17 protein-coding genes are annotated in these 18,324 nt (G+C 67.2%); 6 read left to right on the top strand and 11 right to left on the bottom strand.

The window, feature by feature from the left end; translation table 11 throughout:
- Positions 1 to 181 precede the first annotated feature (181 nt).
- Positions 182 to 1,003, top strand: coding sequence for an enoyl-CoA hydratase/isomerase family protein (locus NE2_RS16790; RefSeq protein ID WP_063027284.1), 822 nt, complete (start codon positions 182 to 184; stop codon positions 1,001 to 1,003).
- A 4-nt stretch (positions 1,004 to 1,007) separates the two neighbouring features.
- On the opposite strand, the gene NE2_RS16785 is transcribed toward NE2_RS16790, so the two are convergent.
- From NE2_RS16785 to NE2_RS16770, 4 genes are all read right to left on the bottom strand, one after another.
- Positions 1,008 to 1,802, bottom strand: coding sequence for a FadR/GntR family transcriptional regulator (locus tag NE2_RS16785; protein ID WP_307617859.1), 795 nt, complete (start codon positions 1,800 to 1,802; stop codon positions 1,008 to 1,010).
- 274 nt (positions 1,803 to 2,076) lie between these two features.
- A complete protein-coding gene (locus tag NE2_RS16780; protein WP_063027209.1) occupies positions 2,077 to 2,847 on the bottom strand; it encodes an SDR family oxidoreductase in 771 nt (256 codons plus the stop codon).
- Positions 2,848 to 3,043: 196 nt separating this feature from the next.
- On the bottom strand, positions 3,044 to 3,385 hold the full coding sequence (locus NE2_RS16775; protein WP_063027207.1) for a nuclear transport factor 2 family protein: 342 nt from the start codon (positions 3,383 to 3,385) through the stop codon (positions 3,044 to 3,046).
- Positions 3,382 to 3,993, bottom strand: a complete 612-nt coding sequence (locus NE2_RS16770) for a TetR/AcrR family transcriptional regulator (protein WP_218018616.1) — start codon at positions 3,991 to 3,993, stop codon at positions 3,382 to 3,384. The genes NE2_RS16775 and NE2_RS16770 overlap by 4 nt, the downstream gene beginning before the upstream one ends.
- A 140-nt stretch (positions 3,994 to 4,133) precedes the next feature.
- Between NE2_RS16770 and NE2_RS16765 the strand changes: the two genes are divergently transcribed.
- From NE2_RS16765 to NE2_RS16745, 5 genes are all read left to right on the top strand, one after another.
- Positions 4,134 to 5,366 carry an FAD-dependent oxidoreductase gene (locus NE2_RS16765; protein WP_063027205.1) on the top strand — a complete coding sequence of 411 codons (1,233 nt, stop codon included), beginning with the start codon at positions 4,134 to 4,136 and terminating at the stop codon, positions 5,364 to 5,366.
- Between the two features lie 95 nt (positions 5,367 to 5,461).
- Positions 5,462 to 6,499, top strand: a complete 1,038-nt coding sequence (locus NE2_RS16760) for an alpha/beta hydrolase (protein WP_106958373.1) — start codon at positions 5,462 to 5,464, stop codon at positions 6,497 to 6,499.
- A 62-nt stretch (positions 6,500 to 6,561) separates the two neighbouring features.
- A complete protein-coding gene (locus NE2_RS16755) occupies positions 6,562 to 8,106 on the top strand; it encodes an AMP-binding protein (RefSeq protein WP_063027201.1) in 1,545 nt (514 codons plus the stop codon).
- A gap of 3 nt (positions 8,107 to 8,109) precedes the next feature.
- Positions 8,110 to 9,024 (top strand): LLM class flavin-dependent oxidoreductase, encoded by a 915-nt coding sequence (locus NE2_RS16750; protein ID WP_063027199.1) that lies wholly within the window; start codon positions 8,110 to 8,112, stop codon positions 9,022 to 9,024.
- Positions 9,025 to 9,332: 308 nt separating this feature from the next.
- Positions 9,333 to 10,211, top strand: a complete 879-nt coding sequence (locus NE2_RS16745; protein WP_063909404.1) for an acyl-CoA thioesterase — start codon at positions 9,333 to 9,335, stop codon at positions 10,209 to 10,211.
- 39 nt (positions 10,212 to 10,250) lie between these two features.
- On the opposite strand, the gene NE2_RS16740 is transcribed toward NE2_RS16745, so the two are convergent.
- The 7 genes from NE2_RS16740 to NE2_RS16710 all read right to left on the bottom strand — a co-directional run bounded on the left by NE2_RS16740 (position 10,251) and on the right by NE2_RS16710 (position 18,220).
- Positions 10,251 to 11,792 carry a class I adenylate-forming enzyme family protein gene (locus NE2_RS16740; protein ID WP_233429803.1) on the bottom strand — a complete coding sequence of 514 codons (1,542 nt, stop codon included), beginning with the start codon at positions 11,790 to 11,792 and terminating at the stop codon, positions 10,251 to 10,253.
- A 242-nt stretch (positions 11,793 to 12,034) separates the two neighbouring features.
- Positions 12,035 to 13,579: an AMP-binding protein gene (locus tag NE2_RS16735; protein ID WP_063027195.1), complete on the bottom strand. Its 1,545-nt coding sequence runs from the start codon at positions 13,577 to 13,579 to the stop codon at positions 12,035 to 12,037.
- Between the two features lie 35 nt (positions 13,580 to 13,614).
- Positions 13,615 to 14,763, bottom strand: coding sequence for a thiolase family protein (locus NE2_RS16730; RefSeq protein WP_063027186.1), 1,149 nt, complete (start codon positions 14,761 to 14,763; stop codon positions 13,615 to 13,617).
- On the bottom strand, positions 14,750 to 15,199 hold the full coding sequence (locus NE2_RS16725; RefSeq protein ID WP_063027184.1) for a Zn-ribbon domain-containing OB-fold protein: 450 nt from the start codon (positions 15,197 to 15,199) through the stop codon (positions 14,750 to 14,752). The genes NE2_RS16730 and NE2_RS16725 overlap by 14 nt, the downstream gene beginning before the upstream one ends.
- Positions 15,200 to 15,261: 62 nt before the next feature.
- Positions 15,262 to 16,317: an acyl-CoA dehydrogenase family protein gene (locus NE2_RS16720; protein WP_063027182.1), complete on the bottom strand. Its 1,056-nt coding sequence runs from the start codon at positions 16,315 to 16,317 to the stop codon at positions 15,262 to 15,264.
- Positions 16,314 to 17,459, bottom strand: coding sequence for an acyl-CoA dehydrogenase family protein (locus NE2_RS16715; protein ID WP_063027180.1), 1,146 nt, complete (start codon positions 17,457 to 17,459; stop codon positions 16,314 to 16,316). The genes NE2_RS16720 and NE2_RS16715 overlap by 4 nt, the downstream gene beginning before the upstream one ends.
- The gene (locus NE2_RS16710) at positions 17,459 to 18,220 is read right to left on the bottom strand and encodes an SDR family NAD(P)-dependent oxidoreductase (RefSeq protein WP_063027178.1); all 762 of its coding nucleotides are present in this window, start codon (positions 18,218 to 18,220) and stop codon (positions 17,459 to 17,461) included. The genes NE2_RS16715 and NE2_RS16710 overlap by 1 nt, the downstream gene beginning before the upstream one ends.
- Between the last annotated feature and the right edge of the window lie 104 nt (positions 18,221 to 18,324).

Here is an 18,324-nt window from a genome sequence, read left to right as displayed (position 1 = left end):
TCGACATCTACAGTAGAATGTTTTTGACGAAAGCGTCAAGTTCGTGCCCCTCTTTCCGCTACTTTCCACTTCACCAGACAGATCAACCACTAATACAACCGTCAAATCTGGCACAAAAGCCTCGGATGTAGCAAAATAAGTTACCCGTATCAGGATCGGTCGTGCCGGCGAAGGGAAGATGATGTCCGCGAACGCGCAGCCCAGACCACCCGCGGGCGACTGGCTCGGCACTCCGTATCTGCGCTTCGAGCGCGAGGGCGTATTCGCGGTCTGCACGGTGGATCGGCCGGAGGCACGCAACGCGCTGACCCCGGCGATGTACTTCGGTCTGCGGTACGTGATCAACCGGGTCGACCGTGATCCCGCCGTGGCCGGACTGCTGCTGACCGCTACGGGCGGCACCTTCGTCCCGGGCGGCGACCTCGGCAAGAGCGGCGCCGACGACTGGCTGGATTTCGAAACCGCGCTCGGAATGGACGTCACGCCGTTCGATACGCTGCGCCGTTCGGCCAAGCCCGTGGTGTGCGCGGTCAACGGCCTGTGCCAGGGCGGCGGCCTGATGATCGCTCTGTGCAGTGATCTGGCGGTGGTCAGCGACCGGGCGAGTTTCCGCGTCCCGGAACTATTGCGCGGCATCGCCGATACCTACTACGCCCAGGTGCTCGCACGCGTGGTCGGCGCCGTGCGCGCCCGCGACCTGCTGCTCACCGGGCGCACACTGTCCGCACAGGAGGCACTGGACTGGGGCCTCGTGTCGCGGGTGGTGCCGCACGACGAACTTCGCGGCGCCGCGACCGAAGCCCTGGCCCAGATCTGCCGGACCGCGCCGGCCGCGCGCCGGGAGATCAAGGCCAGTCTGGATGGCTACCTCGGGCATTTCGCCCGTATCGCGATGGAGGCCAGTCTCGCCGGTCCCGAAGCACTGGAAGGTTTCCACGCCTTCAAACAGCGTCGTTCGCCGCACTGGGTGCCCGCCGAATTGCGCCGCGACGGCCGGCTGTGAGCTGTCAGCCGAGCAGATCCAGCACGCTGGCCGCCGCATCGTCACCGAGAACGTAGCCCTCGGCTTCGCCGAGGTGACGGCGCCACAGCTCCTCGGCCGCGTCAGCATCCCGCTCGCGGATGAGCTCGACCAGCTTGCGATGGGTCCTACCGGTGTCGCGCCGCGCCCGCTCGGCGGAGGGACCACTGTCGGGTTGCAGTGTCACATTGGCGGTCTCGATGATGTGATGCACCATCTCCGACAGCAGGGTCAGGGTTTCGTTACCTGCCAGCCGGACCACCAGTTGATGGAATTCGCCGTGCAGCCGGATCGACCTCGGCGGGTTGTATTCGTCGTCGTAGCGGTCGAGCGCCTCGGTCAGCGCGGCCAGATCGGCCGCGGACCGGCGCAGCGCCAACCGGCCGACGCTCGGCACCTCGAGCGCGGCACGTGCTTCGTAGACATCTTTGACCGAGGCACCCTGATACTCGAGGATGAAACCCGCATAGCGGGCGGCGACTTCACGCCGCGGCGGCTGCACGCGCGCCCCGCCGTTGGCGCCGCGGCGGATGACGATCAGCCGTTCGGACTCCAGCACCCGATACGCCTCGCGCAGGGTCGGCCGCGACACCCCGAATCGGCTCATCAGCTCCGTTTCCGACGACAGCGCCTCACCTTCGGACAACTCACCCCGGATGATCTGACGCCGCAGTTCGGCGGCGACGAGTTCGGCCATCTTGGGCACCCGGACACGCTGGGTGGTGCCGCGGGCCGGGGATCGCCGCGCACGTGAGGCCCCGGTGGTGGAATCGACTGCCACATTTACCTCCACCGGCGAACCAATAGTCTATATGAATGATATAATACAACTAATTGAGAGTCTGTGTGCGCAGCGGTGAACTCAGCGGCTCAGCGCGTCTCGGGCAGGTCATCCGAGGCCGAAGTGACATCGGCTACTCCTCGAAGTGATCCGATCTATTCAAGAATCACACTCCAGCGGCGAGATCATTGCGCACGTGTCGACAACCGTCTTCCGCGTGGAGCTCTGAACCGGCCGACCCGGGCCCGTCCGGGGACGGACCCAGGTCACGCGTTCACCGCGGGGTGAAGCGCTGCGCACCGTCGAGTCGAATGGTCTCGCCGTTGAGGTAGGTGTTCTCCAGAATGTGGCGCGCGAGCGCTCCGTATTCCTCCGGCTTTCCCAGCCGCCGCGGATTCGGGATGTTGGCGGCGAATTTGGCCAGCGCCTCGTCGCCGACGGACTCCATGATCGGCGTGCGCATGGTGCCCGGCGCGATGGTGACCACCCGGATGCCCAGCGACCCGAGGTCGCGGGCGGCCACGATGGTCATACCGACCACACCGGCCTTGGCCGCCGAGTAGGCGATCTGGCCGATCTGACCTTCGAAGGCGGCGATGCTGGCCGTGGCCACGATGGCGCCGCGCTGTCCGTCCTCGTCGGGCTCGGTCTCCGCGATGGCCGCCGCAGCGATGCGCAGCACATTGTAGGTGCCGGTCAGATACAGGTCGATCGTCTTGGTGAAGCCCGTCAAGCTCGCCGGGCTGCCGTCCTTGCCGACCACCTTCTCCGCGACGCCGAAACCGCCGTGCGCCACCACCGCGTGCCGGAAGGTGCCGAGCTTGCCGGCCTCGGCCACCGCATTGCGCACGCTGTCCTCGTCGGTCACGTCGGTACGCACATACCTGGCCTTGGAACCGAGGTCGGCAGCGAGTTTCTCGGCCTTCTCGTCGGCGAGATCGGCGATGACCACCGCGGCACCGGCCGCGGCAACCTCACGGACCACGGCCTCACCGAGTCCGCCCGCGCCCCCGGTCACCAACACCACACTGTCGGCCAGATTCATATTTGCTCCTCGTCTCGATCCGATCGCCCGTCGCGACCGCGAGCACCTGGCGGCAACTCGGCCGCGACGCTGGGCGACATCACCCCATAGTAGAATCAGTTATCTAAATATTCTAATTCTGCGGATAGAGCGGATTGCGCCGCAGGTAACAGGTCTCGCCCGCCACGGCGGTGGCACGCCCTTCCGCTGTTCACGCTCAGGCCGGGGCCGGGCCCGCATTCCAATAGTCACGGTTGGCACTGATGCGCCCCCCGCGCAGTGAGCCGACCGACGCGCCGCGCAACCCGATCGGTTGCATGATCCATTCCACGACGAACGCATCCCCGCTGATATGGCTGCTCACCACGTCGTAGGAGGCCCCGGGCGCCTTCTCCAGCGCCCCGGCGACGAATGCCCGCGCCTCGCGGGGGCCGCGGGCGATGTGGCCGCTGGGCACATCCTCGAGTACGACATCGGTATCGAGCGCTGCCATAATGGCGTCGGCGTCACCGACATTCCATGCAGCGAAGTAGCGCTCGATCGCGGTCGTTTCGGTCATCGTATTCTCCTGTCTCCTGCATTATCTCGTTCGTTCCCGGGGCCCGAACGGGCCGCCGCAGCGTTTTCCAGCAGTCGCCGCAGTGGCCGGTCGAGCGCCGTTCCGTCTGCCAGGTCCGGTACCGTGACACCGGCGGCGATCAACGCCGGATGGGTGCCGCCGGTCTCGCGCAGGCCGCGGGTGGCCAGCCACCCGGCGAACATCAGATACGTGGCCGTGAAGAGGTCTACCGCGTCCGCCTCGCCAAACCCGGCGGTGCGCAGAATCGACAGCGCCGCACCGGTCAGGCGCTGAGCGGCCCGGGATTCGCGTGCGGCCGTGAGCACCCGCGTGCCCGTGCCGGGATAGCGCAGGAACGCGCGGTCCATGCTCGACACCAGATCGGCGTACTGATCCACCCAAGGCGCCTCGGGGTCGACGGTTATCTCGATGCGGGAGGCCACCGCTTCGATCACGCGATCATTCAGATCCTCCCCGCCGCGCAGGTGATAGTGCACCGCCGGCGGCGTGACCCCGAGCTCGTCGGCGACCGCGCGCACCGTCAGCCCATCCAGACCGCACCGCTGCACGATCCGCAGTGCGGCCTCGAGGATGTCCTGCGCCGACAAAGGGACGGGTTGTGTCCCACCACGCTGACGTGCCACCGACACCTCCGGGCGGTCGAGCTTCTCTCGCGTTCCGCGAATCATTATGTCACAGTAAATGAGCTTCTCATTACGCACCAGTAAATGAACTCGAGGAGGATGGAATGCGTTGTGACGCAGTCATAATCGGCGGCGGCGTGGCCGGATGCGCATTGGCGGCCCGACTGGCGGCGGCCGGGGTGGCGGTGACCGTACTCGAGCGCGAGCCGGTCTATCGAGACCAGGTTCGCGGCGAGGCCCTGGTGCCGTGGGGATTTCTCGAAGCGATCGAGCTCGGCATCGCCGAAGCCGTCACCGGCGCCGCCGGCGCCTCGGTGATCACCCGGATGGTGCCCTACGACGAGAGTCTCGACATCGCCCGGGCGCGGCGCGGGGCGATCGATCTCAGCGCGGCGGTACCGCAGGCGCCCGGCGTCATCGGAGTCGGCCACCCCGAGCTGCGAGAGGCCTTGGCCACCGCTGCGACCAAGGCGGGCGCCACGGTCGTGCGCGGTGTCGCCCGCTGTGCCGTCGGGCACGGCGCGACACCATCGGTCGACTACGAAAGCGCTGGAACCGAACACCATCTGGACTGCCGGATCGTGGTGGGCGCCGACGGCAAGAACTCGGCCACCCGAACCGCGGCACAGATCCCATTCACCATCACCAGCCCACGAGTAATGCTGTCGGGCATGCTCGTCGACGACCACGGCGCATGGGATCGCACCGAGACCACGATCGCGGTGAGCGGTCGCAACCAGTACATCGTCATCCCGCGCGCCGACGGGCGGATCCGGCTCTACGTGGGCCGCCGCACCACCGATCCGGAACGCATCACCGGGCCGGACCGGATCAGCCGATTCCTCGATGCCTACCGCACCCCCGCACTGCCGTGCGGCGACGCCCTGGCCACGGCGCAGCCCCTGGGCCCCTGCGCCACCTTCCCGTTGACCGATGCCTGGACCGATACCCCCGTTGTCCCCGGCGTGGCCCTGATCGGCGACGCGGCGGGGTGGAGCAATCCCGTCGGCGCCCAAGGGCTCAGTATCGCCCTGCGCGATGCCCGGCTGCTCGCCGAAGCGCTGCTGGACAACCGGACGTGGACCCCGGCGACCTTGCGTGGCTACAGCGAGGAGCGCAGCGTGCGCATGGCCCGACTGCGTTTCGCCACCGCGCTCACCGACATGCTCTCGGCGTTCGGGCTGCCCGACCGGACCGCCAAGCGGGCACGCATGCAGAAACTGGTGACCGAGCACCCGGAGACGACCGCAGCACTCGAGGGCATCCACTCCGGCCCCGGGACGCCACCGGCCGCGGCCTTCAGCCCCGACATCCTGACCACTCTCGCACTGGCCTGAGATCACCCGGGCAGAATTAGATTAATTGGTAATCTTATTGTTCTATTGACTGTTAGCATTCTCGACACTCGGACACAGTGGAAGGACGGTCGAGAATGACAAGTCTGCGGGCAGTACGGTTCTGGCCGGTCGTTATCGCTGTCATGGCCTTCGCGGGCGTGGCGGCACCGGCGACCGCCGCACCGGCGGGCAGCACCCGGTGCACGGAAGTCTCGATTCCGATCACCGCGGACCGCGGTGCCCAGATCTCCGGAACCTATTGCGTACCGGACGCTCCGGCCCGGGTACTGCAGATACTCGTCCCCGGCGCCACCTACGACCGAACCTATTGGGACTTCCCCGGATTCGACGGCCGCTACTCCTATGTCCAGCATGCCACACGCGCCCGACTGGCCACTCTCGCCATCGACCCGATCGGTGTCGGCTCCAGTTCCAAGCCGGGCGGGGTGCAGGTCTCGGCGTTGTCGGCGGCGCAGGCCGTGCACGAGGTCATCGGCGCCGCACGCGCCGGCGCCCTGGGCCGGGCATGGGACCTTGTCGTGCTGGTCGGCCACTCGTTCGGCTCGCTGACTTCGATGCTCGAGGCCGGCACCTACCACGATGTGGACGGACTGCTGGTCAGCGGCGCGTCACACGCCCCCGGGCCCGGCGGGGTCGCCACCATCGTCGGCGCGGCGCGCCCCGCACTCGACGATCCCGCCACCGCGGGCGGGATACCCCCCGGCGACCTGGGCTACCTGAGCGTCCCCGGCGCCCGCCAGGCCGCCTTCTACGCACCGGGAGACTCCGATCCGCGAGTGGTGGCCGCCGATGAGGCGACACGTGTCGCCGGTACGGTCGGCATTCTGGCCACCATCCCGGTCTTCATCCCCACCACCTTCGATATCGCGGTGCCGGTGCTGATCGCCAACGGGACCGCGGACAAGGTCTTCTGCGCGCAGGGCGCGGGCGGCTCCCTCACCGACTGCTCCAGCGCCGGGGCCCTGTACGGCTCCGAACGCCCGTTCTTCCCCCGCGCAAAGCTCGAGACCTATGTGCTGCCGGGATCGGGCCATTCGATGAATATGGCGCTCAACGGCGCCGAGTTCTTCGACCGGGCCGCCCAGTGGGTGCACAGCATCAGCGAATCGTGAAGCCCGCGAGGTGATCGACGATCACGTCGGGCAACGCACATCGAGCGACAACAGGAGAGTACGTGTACCCAGCTCACTTCGCCGCCGCCACGCCGGATAAGCCGGCGGTGATCGATACCGCCACCGGCGCCGTGCAGACCTACGGCGATCTGGTCGCCGGTGCGAACCGGCTCGCCCGGCTGCTGCGGGAGGCCGGATTGCGGCCCCGCGACCACTACGTCATCCTCGCCGAGAACCACCTGCGATATTTCGAGCTGGTCTGGGCGGGACTGAATTCCGGGCTGTACGTCACTCCGGTCAACCCCCATCTGACCGCCGCCGAGGTCGCCTATCTGGTCAACGACAGCACCGCGAAGGCGGTCATCACGACTGCCGCGCTGGCCTCGGTGGCCGAACAGATCGTCGACCTCACTCCCGATGTCGCGCGGCGTTTCATGCTCGACGGCACCAGCACGTCCTACGAATCGCTGGACGACGCGGCCGCGCGGTATTCAGGCGGACCGGACGATCAGGAGGTCCGCGGTACCTTCATGCTCTACAGCTCCGGCACCACCGGCCGGCCCAAGGGCATCCGCTACCCGCTGCCCGATCACCCGGCCGCCGACGGTGACGCGGAGTTACTGCCCAGCGGGCGAGCCCTGTTCGGGCTCGACGCCGACACCGTATTCCTGTCCCCCGCTCCGCTGTATCATGCTGCGCCACTGCGAGTTTCATGCCTGGTGCACTGCAGTGGCGGTACGGTGGCCATCATGCCGAAATTCGATGCCGAGGCCGCCCTGCGCGCCATCGACGAATACTCGGTCACGTCGAGTCAGTGGGTACCGACGATGTTCGTGCGCATGCTGAAGCTGTCGCCGCGGATCCGGTCCCGCTTCGATCTGTCCAGCATGCGGGTGGCCGTGCACGCCGCGGCACCGTGCCCGATCGAGATCAAGAAGCAGATGATCGACTGGTGGGGGCCGATCATCACCGAGTACTACTCCGGCACCGAGAACTTCGGCACCACCGCGCTGTCCAGCGAGCAATGGCTCGACCATCCGGGCTCGGTCGGGCGGCCGGTGGGCTGCACCGTCCATATCTGCGACGACAACGGCGAGGAACTATCGTACGACGACATCGGCACCGTCTATTTCGAAACCGCCGGCGCGAACTTCAGCTATCACCACGACCCCGAGCGCACCGCGGCCGTCGCGCATCCGGCGCATCCGGACTGGCATACCCTCGGCGATATCGGGCAGCTGGATGCCGACGGATATCTGTATCTCACCGACCGGCGTGATTTCACGATCATCGCGGGCGGAGTCAACATCTATCCCCGCGAAATCGAGGATGTGCTGATCCTGCACCCGCAGGTGGCCGATGTGGCCGCCTTCGGGGTGCCGGACCCGGACCTCGGCGAACAGGTCAAAGCTGTTGTCCAGCCCGCTGATTGGGCCGACGCGGGACCGGAGCTGACGCAGCGGCTGCTCGACCACTGCCGCGGCCGACTGGCCCCCTACAAGTGGCCGCGATCGATCGATTTCGCCCGCGCACTTCCCCGGCAGGACAACGGAAAGCTATACAAGAAGCTGCTGCGCGACCCGTACTGGGCCCAGGCGAGGCTGTGACCGATGCCCGAGCCGATTCCACAATTCGGGGTCTTCCTCCCGCAGTTCAACACCAGCCCGGATGCCGTGATAGCCACCGCTCGCACGGCCGAGGACGCGGGTTTCGATTCGTTCTGGCTCATGGATCATCTCTACGCCCCCGCCACCCCGCCGGTGGATGTGCCGGAGAGCTGGATTCTGCTCACCGCCATCGCCACCGCGACCGCCACGATCCGCCTGGGCCATCTGGTCGGATGTGCACCATTGCGGCATCCGGCGGTGCTGGCGAAGATGGCCGCGGCCCTGGATCGGATCAGCGGCGGCCGCCTGGATCTGGGCCTGGGCTGGGGGTCGGTCGAGGAGGAATTCGACCGGTTCGGCATCGAGGCCGGTTCGCCGCGGGTGCGCTCGCAACGACTGGCCGAGACGCTCGAGATCCTGGCATTGATGTTCACCGGTGAACGTTTCGACTACGCGGGCAAGCACTTTCAGCTGCACGACGCGTGGGGGCTGCCCGTACCGGCACAGGACCGGATCCCGATCCACATCGGTGGCGGCGGACCGACCCTGACGATGCCGCTGGTCGCCGAATACGCCGACTGGTGGAACTGCGTCGCCGGCGCCCGCGAGCGTATGGACCGGCTCGCGCCGCTGCGCGGCAGCGCGCGCATCTCCGCACAATATCCGGTCGGCCTCGTCCATCCCGGCGACGATCCCGAAGCCGTGCGCGCGAAACTTCTGCGGCGCATGCCCGAATCATCTTGGGGCCCATCGGTTGTCGGTACACCAGCCGAACTCGTCGAATACTTCGCCCGCGAGCGGTCGCTGGGCGTGGATCTGTTCATCCTGCGCTTCCACGACCACGCCCCCGCACGCACGCTCGACCTGTTCGCCACCGAGGTCGCGGCGCCGTTGCGGCGCGCGGCCGCGGATCGCTAGGTGCGCCGCCGGCCCGGCTATTCGATCCGGCCGACGACTGTGCCGACCGGGTATTCCACCTCGATCTCACCGACGATGACCAACGTGCCCACGGCGGGTGATTCGATCTCGGTTAGTTCGTGCGGCACGGAAGGCTCCGCTCGCGATGAATCGGGTGATCGGGTCTCACAACAGCCTGCGCACGGCGGCCCCAACGCGAACCGGTAGCACCTTCACAGGGTTTCGCCATATAGTTAGATAGTTAAGCGAAACAGTCGACTGGGTACGTCCGCTGTGCGGACTTGCCACCGAGAGAAGAGGTTCCGGCGATGAGTATGGCGACGCGGACTGTCGATCCGGTCTCCCTGGCCGATGTCCTGAGCATCCACCGGATCGGCGGATCCGAATTTCTCGGCCCTGCCCGGCCCACCGCGGCACCGCGCATCTTCGGCGGGGTCACCGCCGGACAGGCCATACTCGCCGCCCGGGCCACGGTCACCGACGACCGGCCGATCCACGCCCTGCAGACCACATTCCTGCGCCCGGGATACGGTAATTCTCCTGTCACCTACCGGGTCGAACCCCTGCACGACGGGACGTCACTGACCACCCGGCTTGTCACGGCCACCCAGCACGACCGGATCATCTTCACCGCCACCGCCTCGTTTCAGAGGCCCGAAAGCGGTCTGGCACACCAACTTACGACGCTGTCCGCACCCGATCCCGAAGACGTCGAACCGGCCGCGCAGATCGTGGGCGAGGGTGCCGGTCGGTCATGGCTGTCGGCACTCGAGCAGACCACGATGCTGGAATTCCGCTTCCCCGACACCCCGGTCCGGGTTTCTGCCGGCCAGGGCACCGCCGTGGCGCCTTCCCAGAGGTTCTGGGTGCGTCCCCTGCAGCCGCTGCCGGACGACGGCGTGGTCCATGCCGCCGTACTCGGTTATCTCTCCGACGCGCTACTGCTGTCGACCTCGCTCGGTCCGCATCGCCGGACCGCACAGGACCCCGATCTGCGCTTCGCCACCATCAACCACAGCATCTGGTTCCACTCACCCGGCCCTGCCGACGAGTGGCTGTGGTACGAGCAGGAAAGCATCTGGGCCGGATCGGCCCGGGCGCTGTGCCGTGGCTCGATCTTCCGGCGCGGCGGCGAGCTGGCGGCGACCGTCGTTCAGGAGGGGCTGATCCGGATCGCGCCGGAATAACGCGGTCGCCCGCCGGCCGTCTCGGACGTGCGCATCCGATCATGCTCCGGAAAAGGTCCGCCGCAGCGACTGCTTGTCCAGCTTTCCCAGCCCGGTCTTGGGCAGCTCCGCCACGACCTCGAGGCGCTCGGGCAGCTTCTGTGGCATGAGGCCCGCCCGCCGCAGGTGCGCAGCGACCTCGTCGAGGGTGGGCGTTGCCACACCCGGACGGGCGGTGATCACCGCACACACCAGCTCACCGCGTTCGTCATCGGGCAGGCCGATCACCGCCACCTCGGCCACGGCAGGATGTTCGGCGAGCAGCGCCTCCACCTCGACGGGTCCGATGTTCTCACCCTTGCGAATGATCATGTCCTTCAGGCGGCCGGTCACCTCCACATGTCCGTCCGAACGCAGATGACCCAGATCACCGGTGCGGAACCAGCCGTCGGCGGTGAACGCCGCGGCTGTCAGCTCCGGATCGGTATAGCCACGAAATACCGATGCGCCCTGGACCTGAATTTCCCCGTCCTGCCCCAGCGGCAGCTCCCCGTCCTCGCCGACGACGCGCAGCCGAAGTCCCGGAATTGGGCGGCCTTCGGTGTGTGCCAACTGCTCGTCGGTGTCGTCGGGGGACGCGACGCAGATCATCGGCACCTCGGTCGCGCCGTAGTCGTGCGCAACCGTCGCGTTCAGTTCGGCGCGGACCGCGTGATACACACTCGGCGGGCACGGCGCTCCGCCACCCTTCAGCAGGCGCAGGCTCGGCAACAGCCGCTCACCCGGGGGCAGTGTGCGCTGCTGGTTGAGCAGTGCGGTGTAGAACACGGTGCTGCCGCCGGTGAATGTCACGCGATGCCGGCGGAACAGCTCCGACGTGGTGGCCGGATCGAACGCCTCGACCACGACCGCGGGGAATCCGGCCAGCAGCAGCGACATCAGATAGACCACACCGCCGACATGGGCCACCGGGAACGGTATTCCGCCGAATTCACCGGGCTCGCGCCCGAGTGCGCCGCGCTGGGTGAATCCGCGCGCCGCGGCCAGCAGGGAGCTGTCGCCGTGACAGGCCCCCTTGGGCAGACCGGACGACCCCGAGGTGAAGTAGACCCACCGGATATCCTGCGAGACACCGGGTTCGGGCGGGAGCGCCGCCATATCCGCCGACTCGGGTGCGGACATCCCAATGGTCAGTACTCGACGCGTCCCCGGCAACCCCGCGGCCATCGCGCGGTAGTCGGTGCCGCGCCACGTTCCCGGTATCAGCATCGTGTCGGTTTGGGCGGCGGCCACCGCCGCACCGGTCTCGCGTTCCCGGTAGATCGGGATGATCGGCGCCTGCACCGCCCCGAGCCGGGCCAGCGCGGCCATCACCAGCAACGTGCTGATCCGCGTCGGCAGCTGCCAGGCCACCCGCGTCCCCGGGCCGATTCCCTCGGCCTGCAATGCGGCCGCGACCCGCTCGGCCCGTGCACGGAAGTCCCCGAAGGTCAGTGTGGTGCCGTTTTCGTCGACCAGCATCGGCAGGCGCGCCGATCGTTGCGCGCGCTCGCGGATCAGATCCCAGAACCCCTCCGCCGCAATCGGATCGGTGTCACTCACAACAACAGTAGCAGCAGGATCGAGTGGCATCGGAGGGTCCTTTCACCAGCCCGTGGCGGCCGCCACAGTCTGGGCATATAGTCTAAATATCTCACTATTAACTTCAATGTCTTGTTCCCGGTCCGCCCCGGCGTCGGGCACGAGAACACCGCGAACGGTGCGGTTACTCCCGCGGCGGACACCGAAAATCTGCCGGGCATGCCCCGCAGCCGAAAAGTGCTGCGCTACATCGGAAATGCGGATCAGGTACCCGCGTAACGAGCCCGCAACACTTTCTTGTCCAGCTTTCCGGTCGGCAGTTTCGGCAGCTCGTCCACCACGATCGTGCGGCGCGGCGCCTTGTATCGGGCGATCCGCGCCGCGACATGGTCACGCAGGTCGTCGGCATCGACGGTGGCTCCCTCGACCGGGACCACCACCGCACAGACGGATTCACCCCAGCGCTGGTCCGGGATGCCGATCACCGCACATTCCGCGACCGCGGGATGGCTCGCGACAACCTCTTCGACCTGCACCGAGTAGACGTTCTCGCCGCCGGAGATGATCACATCCTTCTTCCGGTCGACCAGGTACAGCAGACCCTCGGTATCGAACACCCCGACATCACCGGTATGACACCAGCCATCGCGAATCGTTTCGGCGGTGGCCCGGTCGTTGTTCCAGTAGCCGCGAAACATCACGTCCGAGCGAACCACGATTTCTCCCGGCTGTCCCGGCGGGCACTCCCGGACGTCGCCGTCGATGATCCGGACCTCGGTGTCGGGAAAGGGGTGGCCGACCGAGGTCAGCCGCCGCCGGTCGTCCTCGGTCGCGGTGCGATGCAGCTCGCGCGGCAGGCCCGAGGTGATCACCTCGGTCTGCCCGTACAGATTGAGGAATCCGGCATTCGGCATCGCCGCCATCGCCGCACGCAGAATAGTGCTGGTGACCGGGGCCGCGGAGTAGACCACCGTGCGGATGCCGGCCAGTGCCGGACTGTCCGGGCCGGCCACGTCGACCAACGTCTGCAACATGGTCGGCGCCAGGTGCAGGATGGTGATCCCGTCCGCGGCCGCGGTTGCCAGCATCGCGGCCGGCTCGAACTGCCGGTGCAGTACGGCGGTGCCGCCGCGTGCGTGCACACCCAGCGCGATCGCGATCGCGCCGATATGCAGCATCGGCATCACCAGCAGCGCACGATCGCTACTCCCGCTACGCATCTCGCCGTTGAGCACGGCACCCATCCGCCGCAGCTCACGCTGGCCCAGGATGCATCCCTTGGGACGTCCGGTGGTTCCGGTGGTGTAGATCAGGCAGGCGGTGTCGGCCGCCACCGCGCTGAACGGCAACTCACGATCGGCGCCCGCGGCCAGCAATTCCCGGTATTCCACGGCGCCGGGAGCCGGAGCGTCAAGGCATACATAGAGATCGACACCGGTCAGCCCCGGGCGAAGCTCTTCCACGGCTGCCAGATATTCGGATTCGAAGAACAGCACCCGCGGCGCGGCGTCGCGCAGGATCGAGCCCATCTCCGGCACCGCCAGCCGATAGTTCACCGTCGCGACCACTATGCCACTGAGCTGACCCATCGCTAGCACCTCGCCGAAGCGAATGCCGTTGCGGCTCAGTACCGCAACGCGATCCTGGCGGCGCACGCCGCGCTCGCCCAGTGCGGCGGCCAATTCCGTCGCACGACGAAGCAACTGGGCGTGGGTGCGGATTTCCCCGTCGGCGATATAGGCGGGAACATCCGGGAACCGCACCGCATTGTCACCGATGATGGCACCCAGGGTCAGCTCCGATGGCATGGTGCTCCTTTCCGAAATCCTTGGGCCCCTTCGTGTCAGCGCGACAGAATCGTGACCGCGGCCGTGCCCGGGGAACCGTAGAGTTGCGCGTAGCCGACCCGCGCACCCTCCACCTGCCGGCCGGTCGCGCGCCCGCGCAGCTGGTTGACCAGTTCGTACACCTGCCGCAGGCCGGACGCCCCGACCGGTTCGCCATTGGCGAGCAGTCCGCCGTCGGTATTGATCGGCAGCCGCCCGGTGATCTCGGTCGCCCCCTCGGCGAGCAGCTTCTCCTGATCGCCGTCGGCGCAGAAACCGTTCTCGGCCATGTGAATGACCTCCGAGCCCGCGTCGGTGTCCTGCAATTGGATGACGTCGACATCCTCGGGACCGATGCCGGCCTCTTCGTAGGCGGCCCGGGACGCGAAGACGGTCGGGCTCGGCGCGGTCTCGATATTCAGCGACGGGGTCAATACCTCGATCGAGCCCTCCCGGCGGGAGGACAGCTGGGAGGCCCGCAGATAGATAGGTGTATCGGTGTATTTGTGTGCCTGGTCCGCGCGGCACAGGACGGCGGCCGCCGCCCCTTCGTCCGGATTACAGTACATGTACTGGCGCAGCGGATAATTGAGCACCTGCGAGGCCAGCACCTCCGCCTCGGTGACCGGCTTGCGCCGCCACGCGGTCGGATTGGCCGCGCCATTGCGAAACGCCTTTGCCGACACCCGGGCGAGCGTCTCGTGCGAGATCCCGTGGTCGTGCATGTAGCGGTTGATCTTCATACCGAAGAAGTGGGTGGTCAGGAACAGGCCGATCTCGCCGTACCAGTCCGGGAGCCCGACCACCGACGGGTGGTCGGAGAAGGCGCCGCGCGGATGCTTGTCCAGCCCCACCGCCAGCGTCAGGTCGTGATCACCGACCCGGATCGCGTTGGCCGCCATGGCAAGTGAGGTGCCGCCCGTGGCGCATCCGGTGAACACCGCGCGCGTCGGGATGCCCGTGGGACCGAGCAGCGAGACGACGTTCTCGGGGTTCTTCACCTCCATGCTGCCCGCGTAGAGGGCCTGGATATCCGGCCAGGCCACGTCGGCGTCGGCGAGGGCGTCGATGATCGCGTCCTCGCCCATCTCCAGGGCGGACTTGCCCTGATGGCGCCCGAACGGGTGCAGACCCACTCCGATGATCGCGACCTCACTGCTCGCCACGGCTGTCCTCCTTCTCGTCGACCGGAGCGAAGGCGAACATCATCGTCTGCGCACCTTCCTTGTTCTTGCCGAAGGGCACGATCCGCAACTCCATCGGCTGACCGATTCGCAGCTTTTCCGGATCGGGCTCGGTCAACCGAGCTTCCACCCGCAACGCGCCGGGAAGTTCGACATATCCGACCGCGAATGGTTCGAAGGCTTCGGCGTCGCCCGCGTAGGGCGGAATCGGCGGGCAGAACCGCTGCGTGGTGAACGTCCACAGCGTGCCCCGCCGGGGCAGCTCCACCGGCTCCAGCTTCTCCCTGCGGCCACCGACGAGGCGGTGCTCACGGTAGGGGAAGACGATGCTGCCGTCGGAGGCCTTCCCGCCGATCAGGGCGGGATCGTCCGAAGGCCAAGTGAACAACCCCTCGGCCAAGGGCACTGAACGGGTCATGCGCGATGTTCCTTCCACTGAGTGATAAAGCGTCGTGTTGCGTTGAACGGAGCGAGCGCAGCTCAGACGGCGACCGTCGAACCGACCGATGTGACCGCGGCGGCGATACCGCGCTCCCGGGCCATCGCCGCGCCGAGCCGCATGTTCAGCGTCATCTCGTCGCCGAATTCCCCGCGCCAGCCCTGCAGGCGGCGCGAGAGCAGTTGCAACGAGTACTCCCTCGTCATCCCGATCGCGCCGTGGGCCTGATGGGCGGCCCGGACCGCGAGGCCCGCGTTTCGGTTGGCCAGCGATTTCGCCGCGACGATCTCGAACGACGCCCGGCCACGCAATGCCGCGACCCCGGCCCGATCGACCGAGAGCGTGGTCAATGTCGATGCCTGCGCCAGCTCCACGATGTGAGTCTGGACGGACTGGAATGCACCGATCGGCCGACCGAACTGCACCCGCTGTTCGACATATCGTTTGGTGAGATCGAAGGCCGCGGTCATCGCGCCCGCCATCTGCGCCGAGCGCAGCAGCGCGCCACGAAGCAGCAGGGCATCGGCGGTGACGTCACCGGCCCAGGTCTGCGCCTCGACGTGCGCGGCCGATATCCGATCCTTCGGCATACCGGCGAGGTCGGTGCTCGCTTCGATATCGAGATCCGCCGCATTCACCGAAACGACGCGCGAGGACCCGCTACCGTCCTCGACGATCGCGACCACGCGGGTGGCGCCGCTAGCCCATGCCACGTCCCCGGCGGTGCCGGACAGGCGATTTCCGTCCAGACGCAGGCGGGTCGCATCCGGGATCACGGTCATCGGTCCAGGCTCCACCGGCGCACCGGCGCAGGTGAGCAACCAGGCGGCCAGGCTGGTCTCGGCCAGCGGCAGCGGCACCGCATACTCTCCGGCCGCGTGGCCGACGGCCAGCAGATCCAGCAGCGAGCCGCCGGAACCGCCGAGGTCTTCCTCGATTCCGATCAGCGGCAGGCCGAGTTGTTCCACCGAGGACCACAGACCGGGTGAGAAACCCGTGTTCTCCACCGTTGTCACCACATCCGGAGTGAATGTCTGCGAGAAGAATTCCGTGACGAGCCGGACCAGATCCGGATCGCGCCGGACGACTTCGCTCATGTCCGGATCAACCCTTTCGCGATGATGTTGCGCAGAATTTCGGTCGTGCCGCCACGAATGGTCCACGAGGGTCCGGTGAGAATGGCCCGGGCGAGCAGCGACTCATAGGGGTCCGCCGAGGACAAGTCGGGTGTATGGCCGAAATGACGCGCGACGATCTCGATACATTCCTGTTCGAACCGGGTCGCCATTTCCTTGGCCAGCGCCGCCTCGACGGTGGGCGAGCGGCCTTCGTCCACAGCCCTCGCTATCGACAGCGACACACCGTGGAATGCCCAGGCCCGGGCGGCAATCGACCCCACATCGCTGCGGGCCCATCGCGGATCCGCACTGCTCGGATGCGCTGCCCAACGCTCGAGGACCGGCATCAGCGACATCCACCGGTCCACTCCCCCGCGTTCGAGGACGAGCTCCGCCTTGTTCTGTCCCCAGCCCGCGCCGATGTCTCCCAGCCGCATGGTGTCGGGCACGAAGACGTCGGTGAACGACACTTCACAGAAATGCCGGGTCCCGTCGATGAACGGAATCGGTGATACTCGCAGCCCCTTGCTCCGGCGATCCACGATGAACTGTGTGAGGCCCCCGTACCGTTCGTCGGATGTGCGGAAGAGCCCGAGGATATGCGTCGCCTCCAGCGCACCGGAGGTCCATATTTTGGTTCCGTTGATCAGCCAGCCGTCGCCGACCCGGACTGCCCTGGTACGCACCGACGCGAGATCCGAACCCGATTCGGGTTCGCTCATCCCGATCGCGAACGACAACTCCCCCTTGGCAATTCGCGGGAGAAAGTACCCCTTCTGTTCGTGGGTGCCATTGGCCGCGATATTCGGCCCCGATTGGCGGTCGGCAACCCAGTGCCAGCCCACCGGGGCCCCGACCGCGAGCAATTCCTCGACGACGATCAGGCGCTCCACCGCCGTTCGGCCGCCACCGCCGTACTCCTCGGGCAGCGCCATTCCCAGCCAACCGCGCTTGCCGAGGTCGCGGGAGAATTCCGCGTCGATATCGGCCGCGATTCCGAGCCCGATGTCGTAACTCCCCGCCGGCAAACGCTCGGCCAGGAATTCGCGGACTTCCTCCCGCAGTCGTTGCTCTTCGGTGGTCAGTTCCGCGGCTTCGAGCCGCTGCACATCTGCGGCCATCAGCGCACCATGACCAGTCCGCCGTCCACCGGAAGCACCTGTCCGGTGATGTAGTTCGCGTCCTCGGACGCCAGGAAGGCGTACGCGCCGGCGATCTCCTCCGGCTGCGCCCATCGCTGCAGCGGGATCTTCTCGAGGTAGGCGTCCTTGAAGCGCGGGTCCGTGCGCACGGTCTCGGTCATCTCGGTCGCGGCCGCGGGCGCCACGGCGTTGACGATGATGTTGTGCCGGGCCAGCTCACGCGCGGCCGAGCGGGTCATACCCAGGAGTGCGGCCTTGGCGGACCCATAGTTGATCTGACCGATCGTCCCGTTGATCCCGGCCGCGGAGCTGGTGAAGATGATGTAACCCTTGCGCGCCTCCTTCATCGCGGGCACCACGGCCTGCAACCAGTAGAAGGCGCCGTTGAGGTGGATGTCGAGTACGCGCGACCACTCGTCGTCGGTCATCTTCGTGATCAGGGCGGTGCGTGTGACGCCCGCATTGCTGACCAGTACGTTGGCCGGGCCGAGCTTGGCGGTCACCAGCTCCGCGGCCCGGTCGACCGCGCTGCGGTCCGAGACGTCACAGGCGACGGCGACGGCTTTGCCGCCCGCCTCGGTGATCTCCCCGGCCACCTTCTCGGCCGTGGCCTCGTTGATGTCGACGACGGCGACCTGGGCCCCTTCGGCGGCGTACCGCAGCGCGATCGCCCGGCCGAGGCCCTGACCGGCGCCGGTCACGATCGCGACGCGATCGGCAAGGCGCGCAGCGGAAGTCATGTGATCTCCTTGAACAGATGGTCCCACGGTGTGTCGACCGGGGCCGGACGAACGTAAATTCTATAGGTAAATGAGTGCGCTAATTGCACTTATTACAATGCCAC

Origin of the sequence: Nocardia elegans NBRC 108235, assembly GCF_001612845.1 — a bacterium.
Classification (GTDB): Bacteria; Actinomycetota; Actinomycetes; order Mycobacteriales; family Mycobacteriaceae; genus Nocardia; species Nocardia nova.
This window is presented reverse-complemented; position numbering and strand designations above follow the sequence as displayed.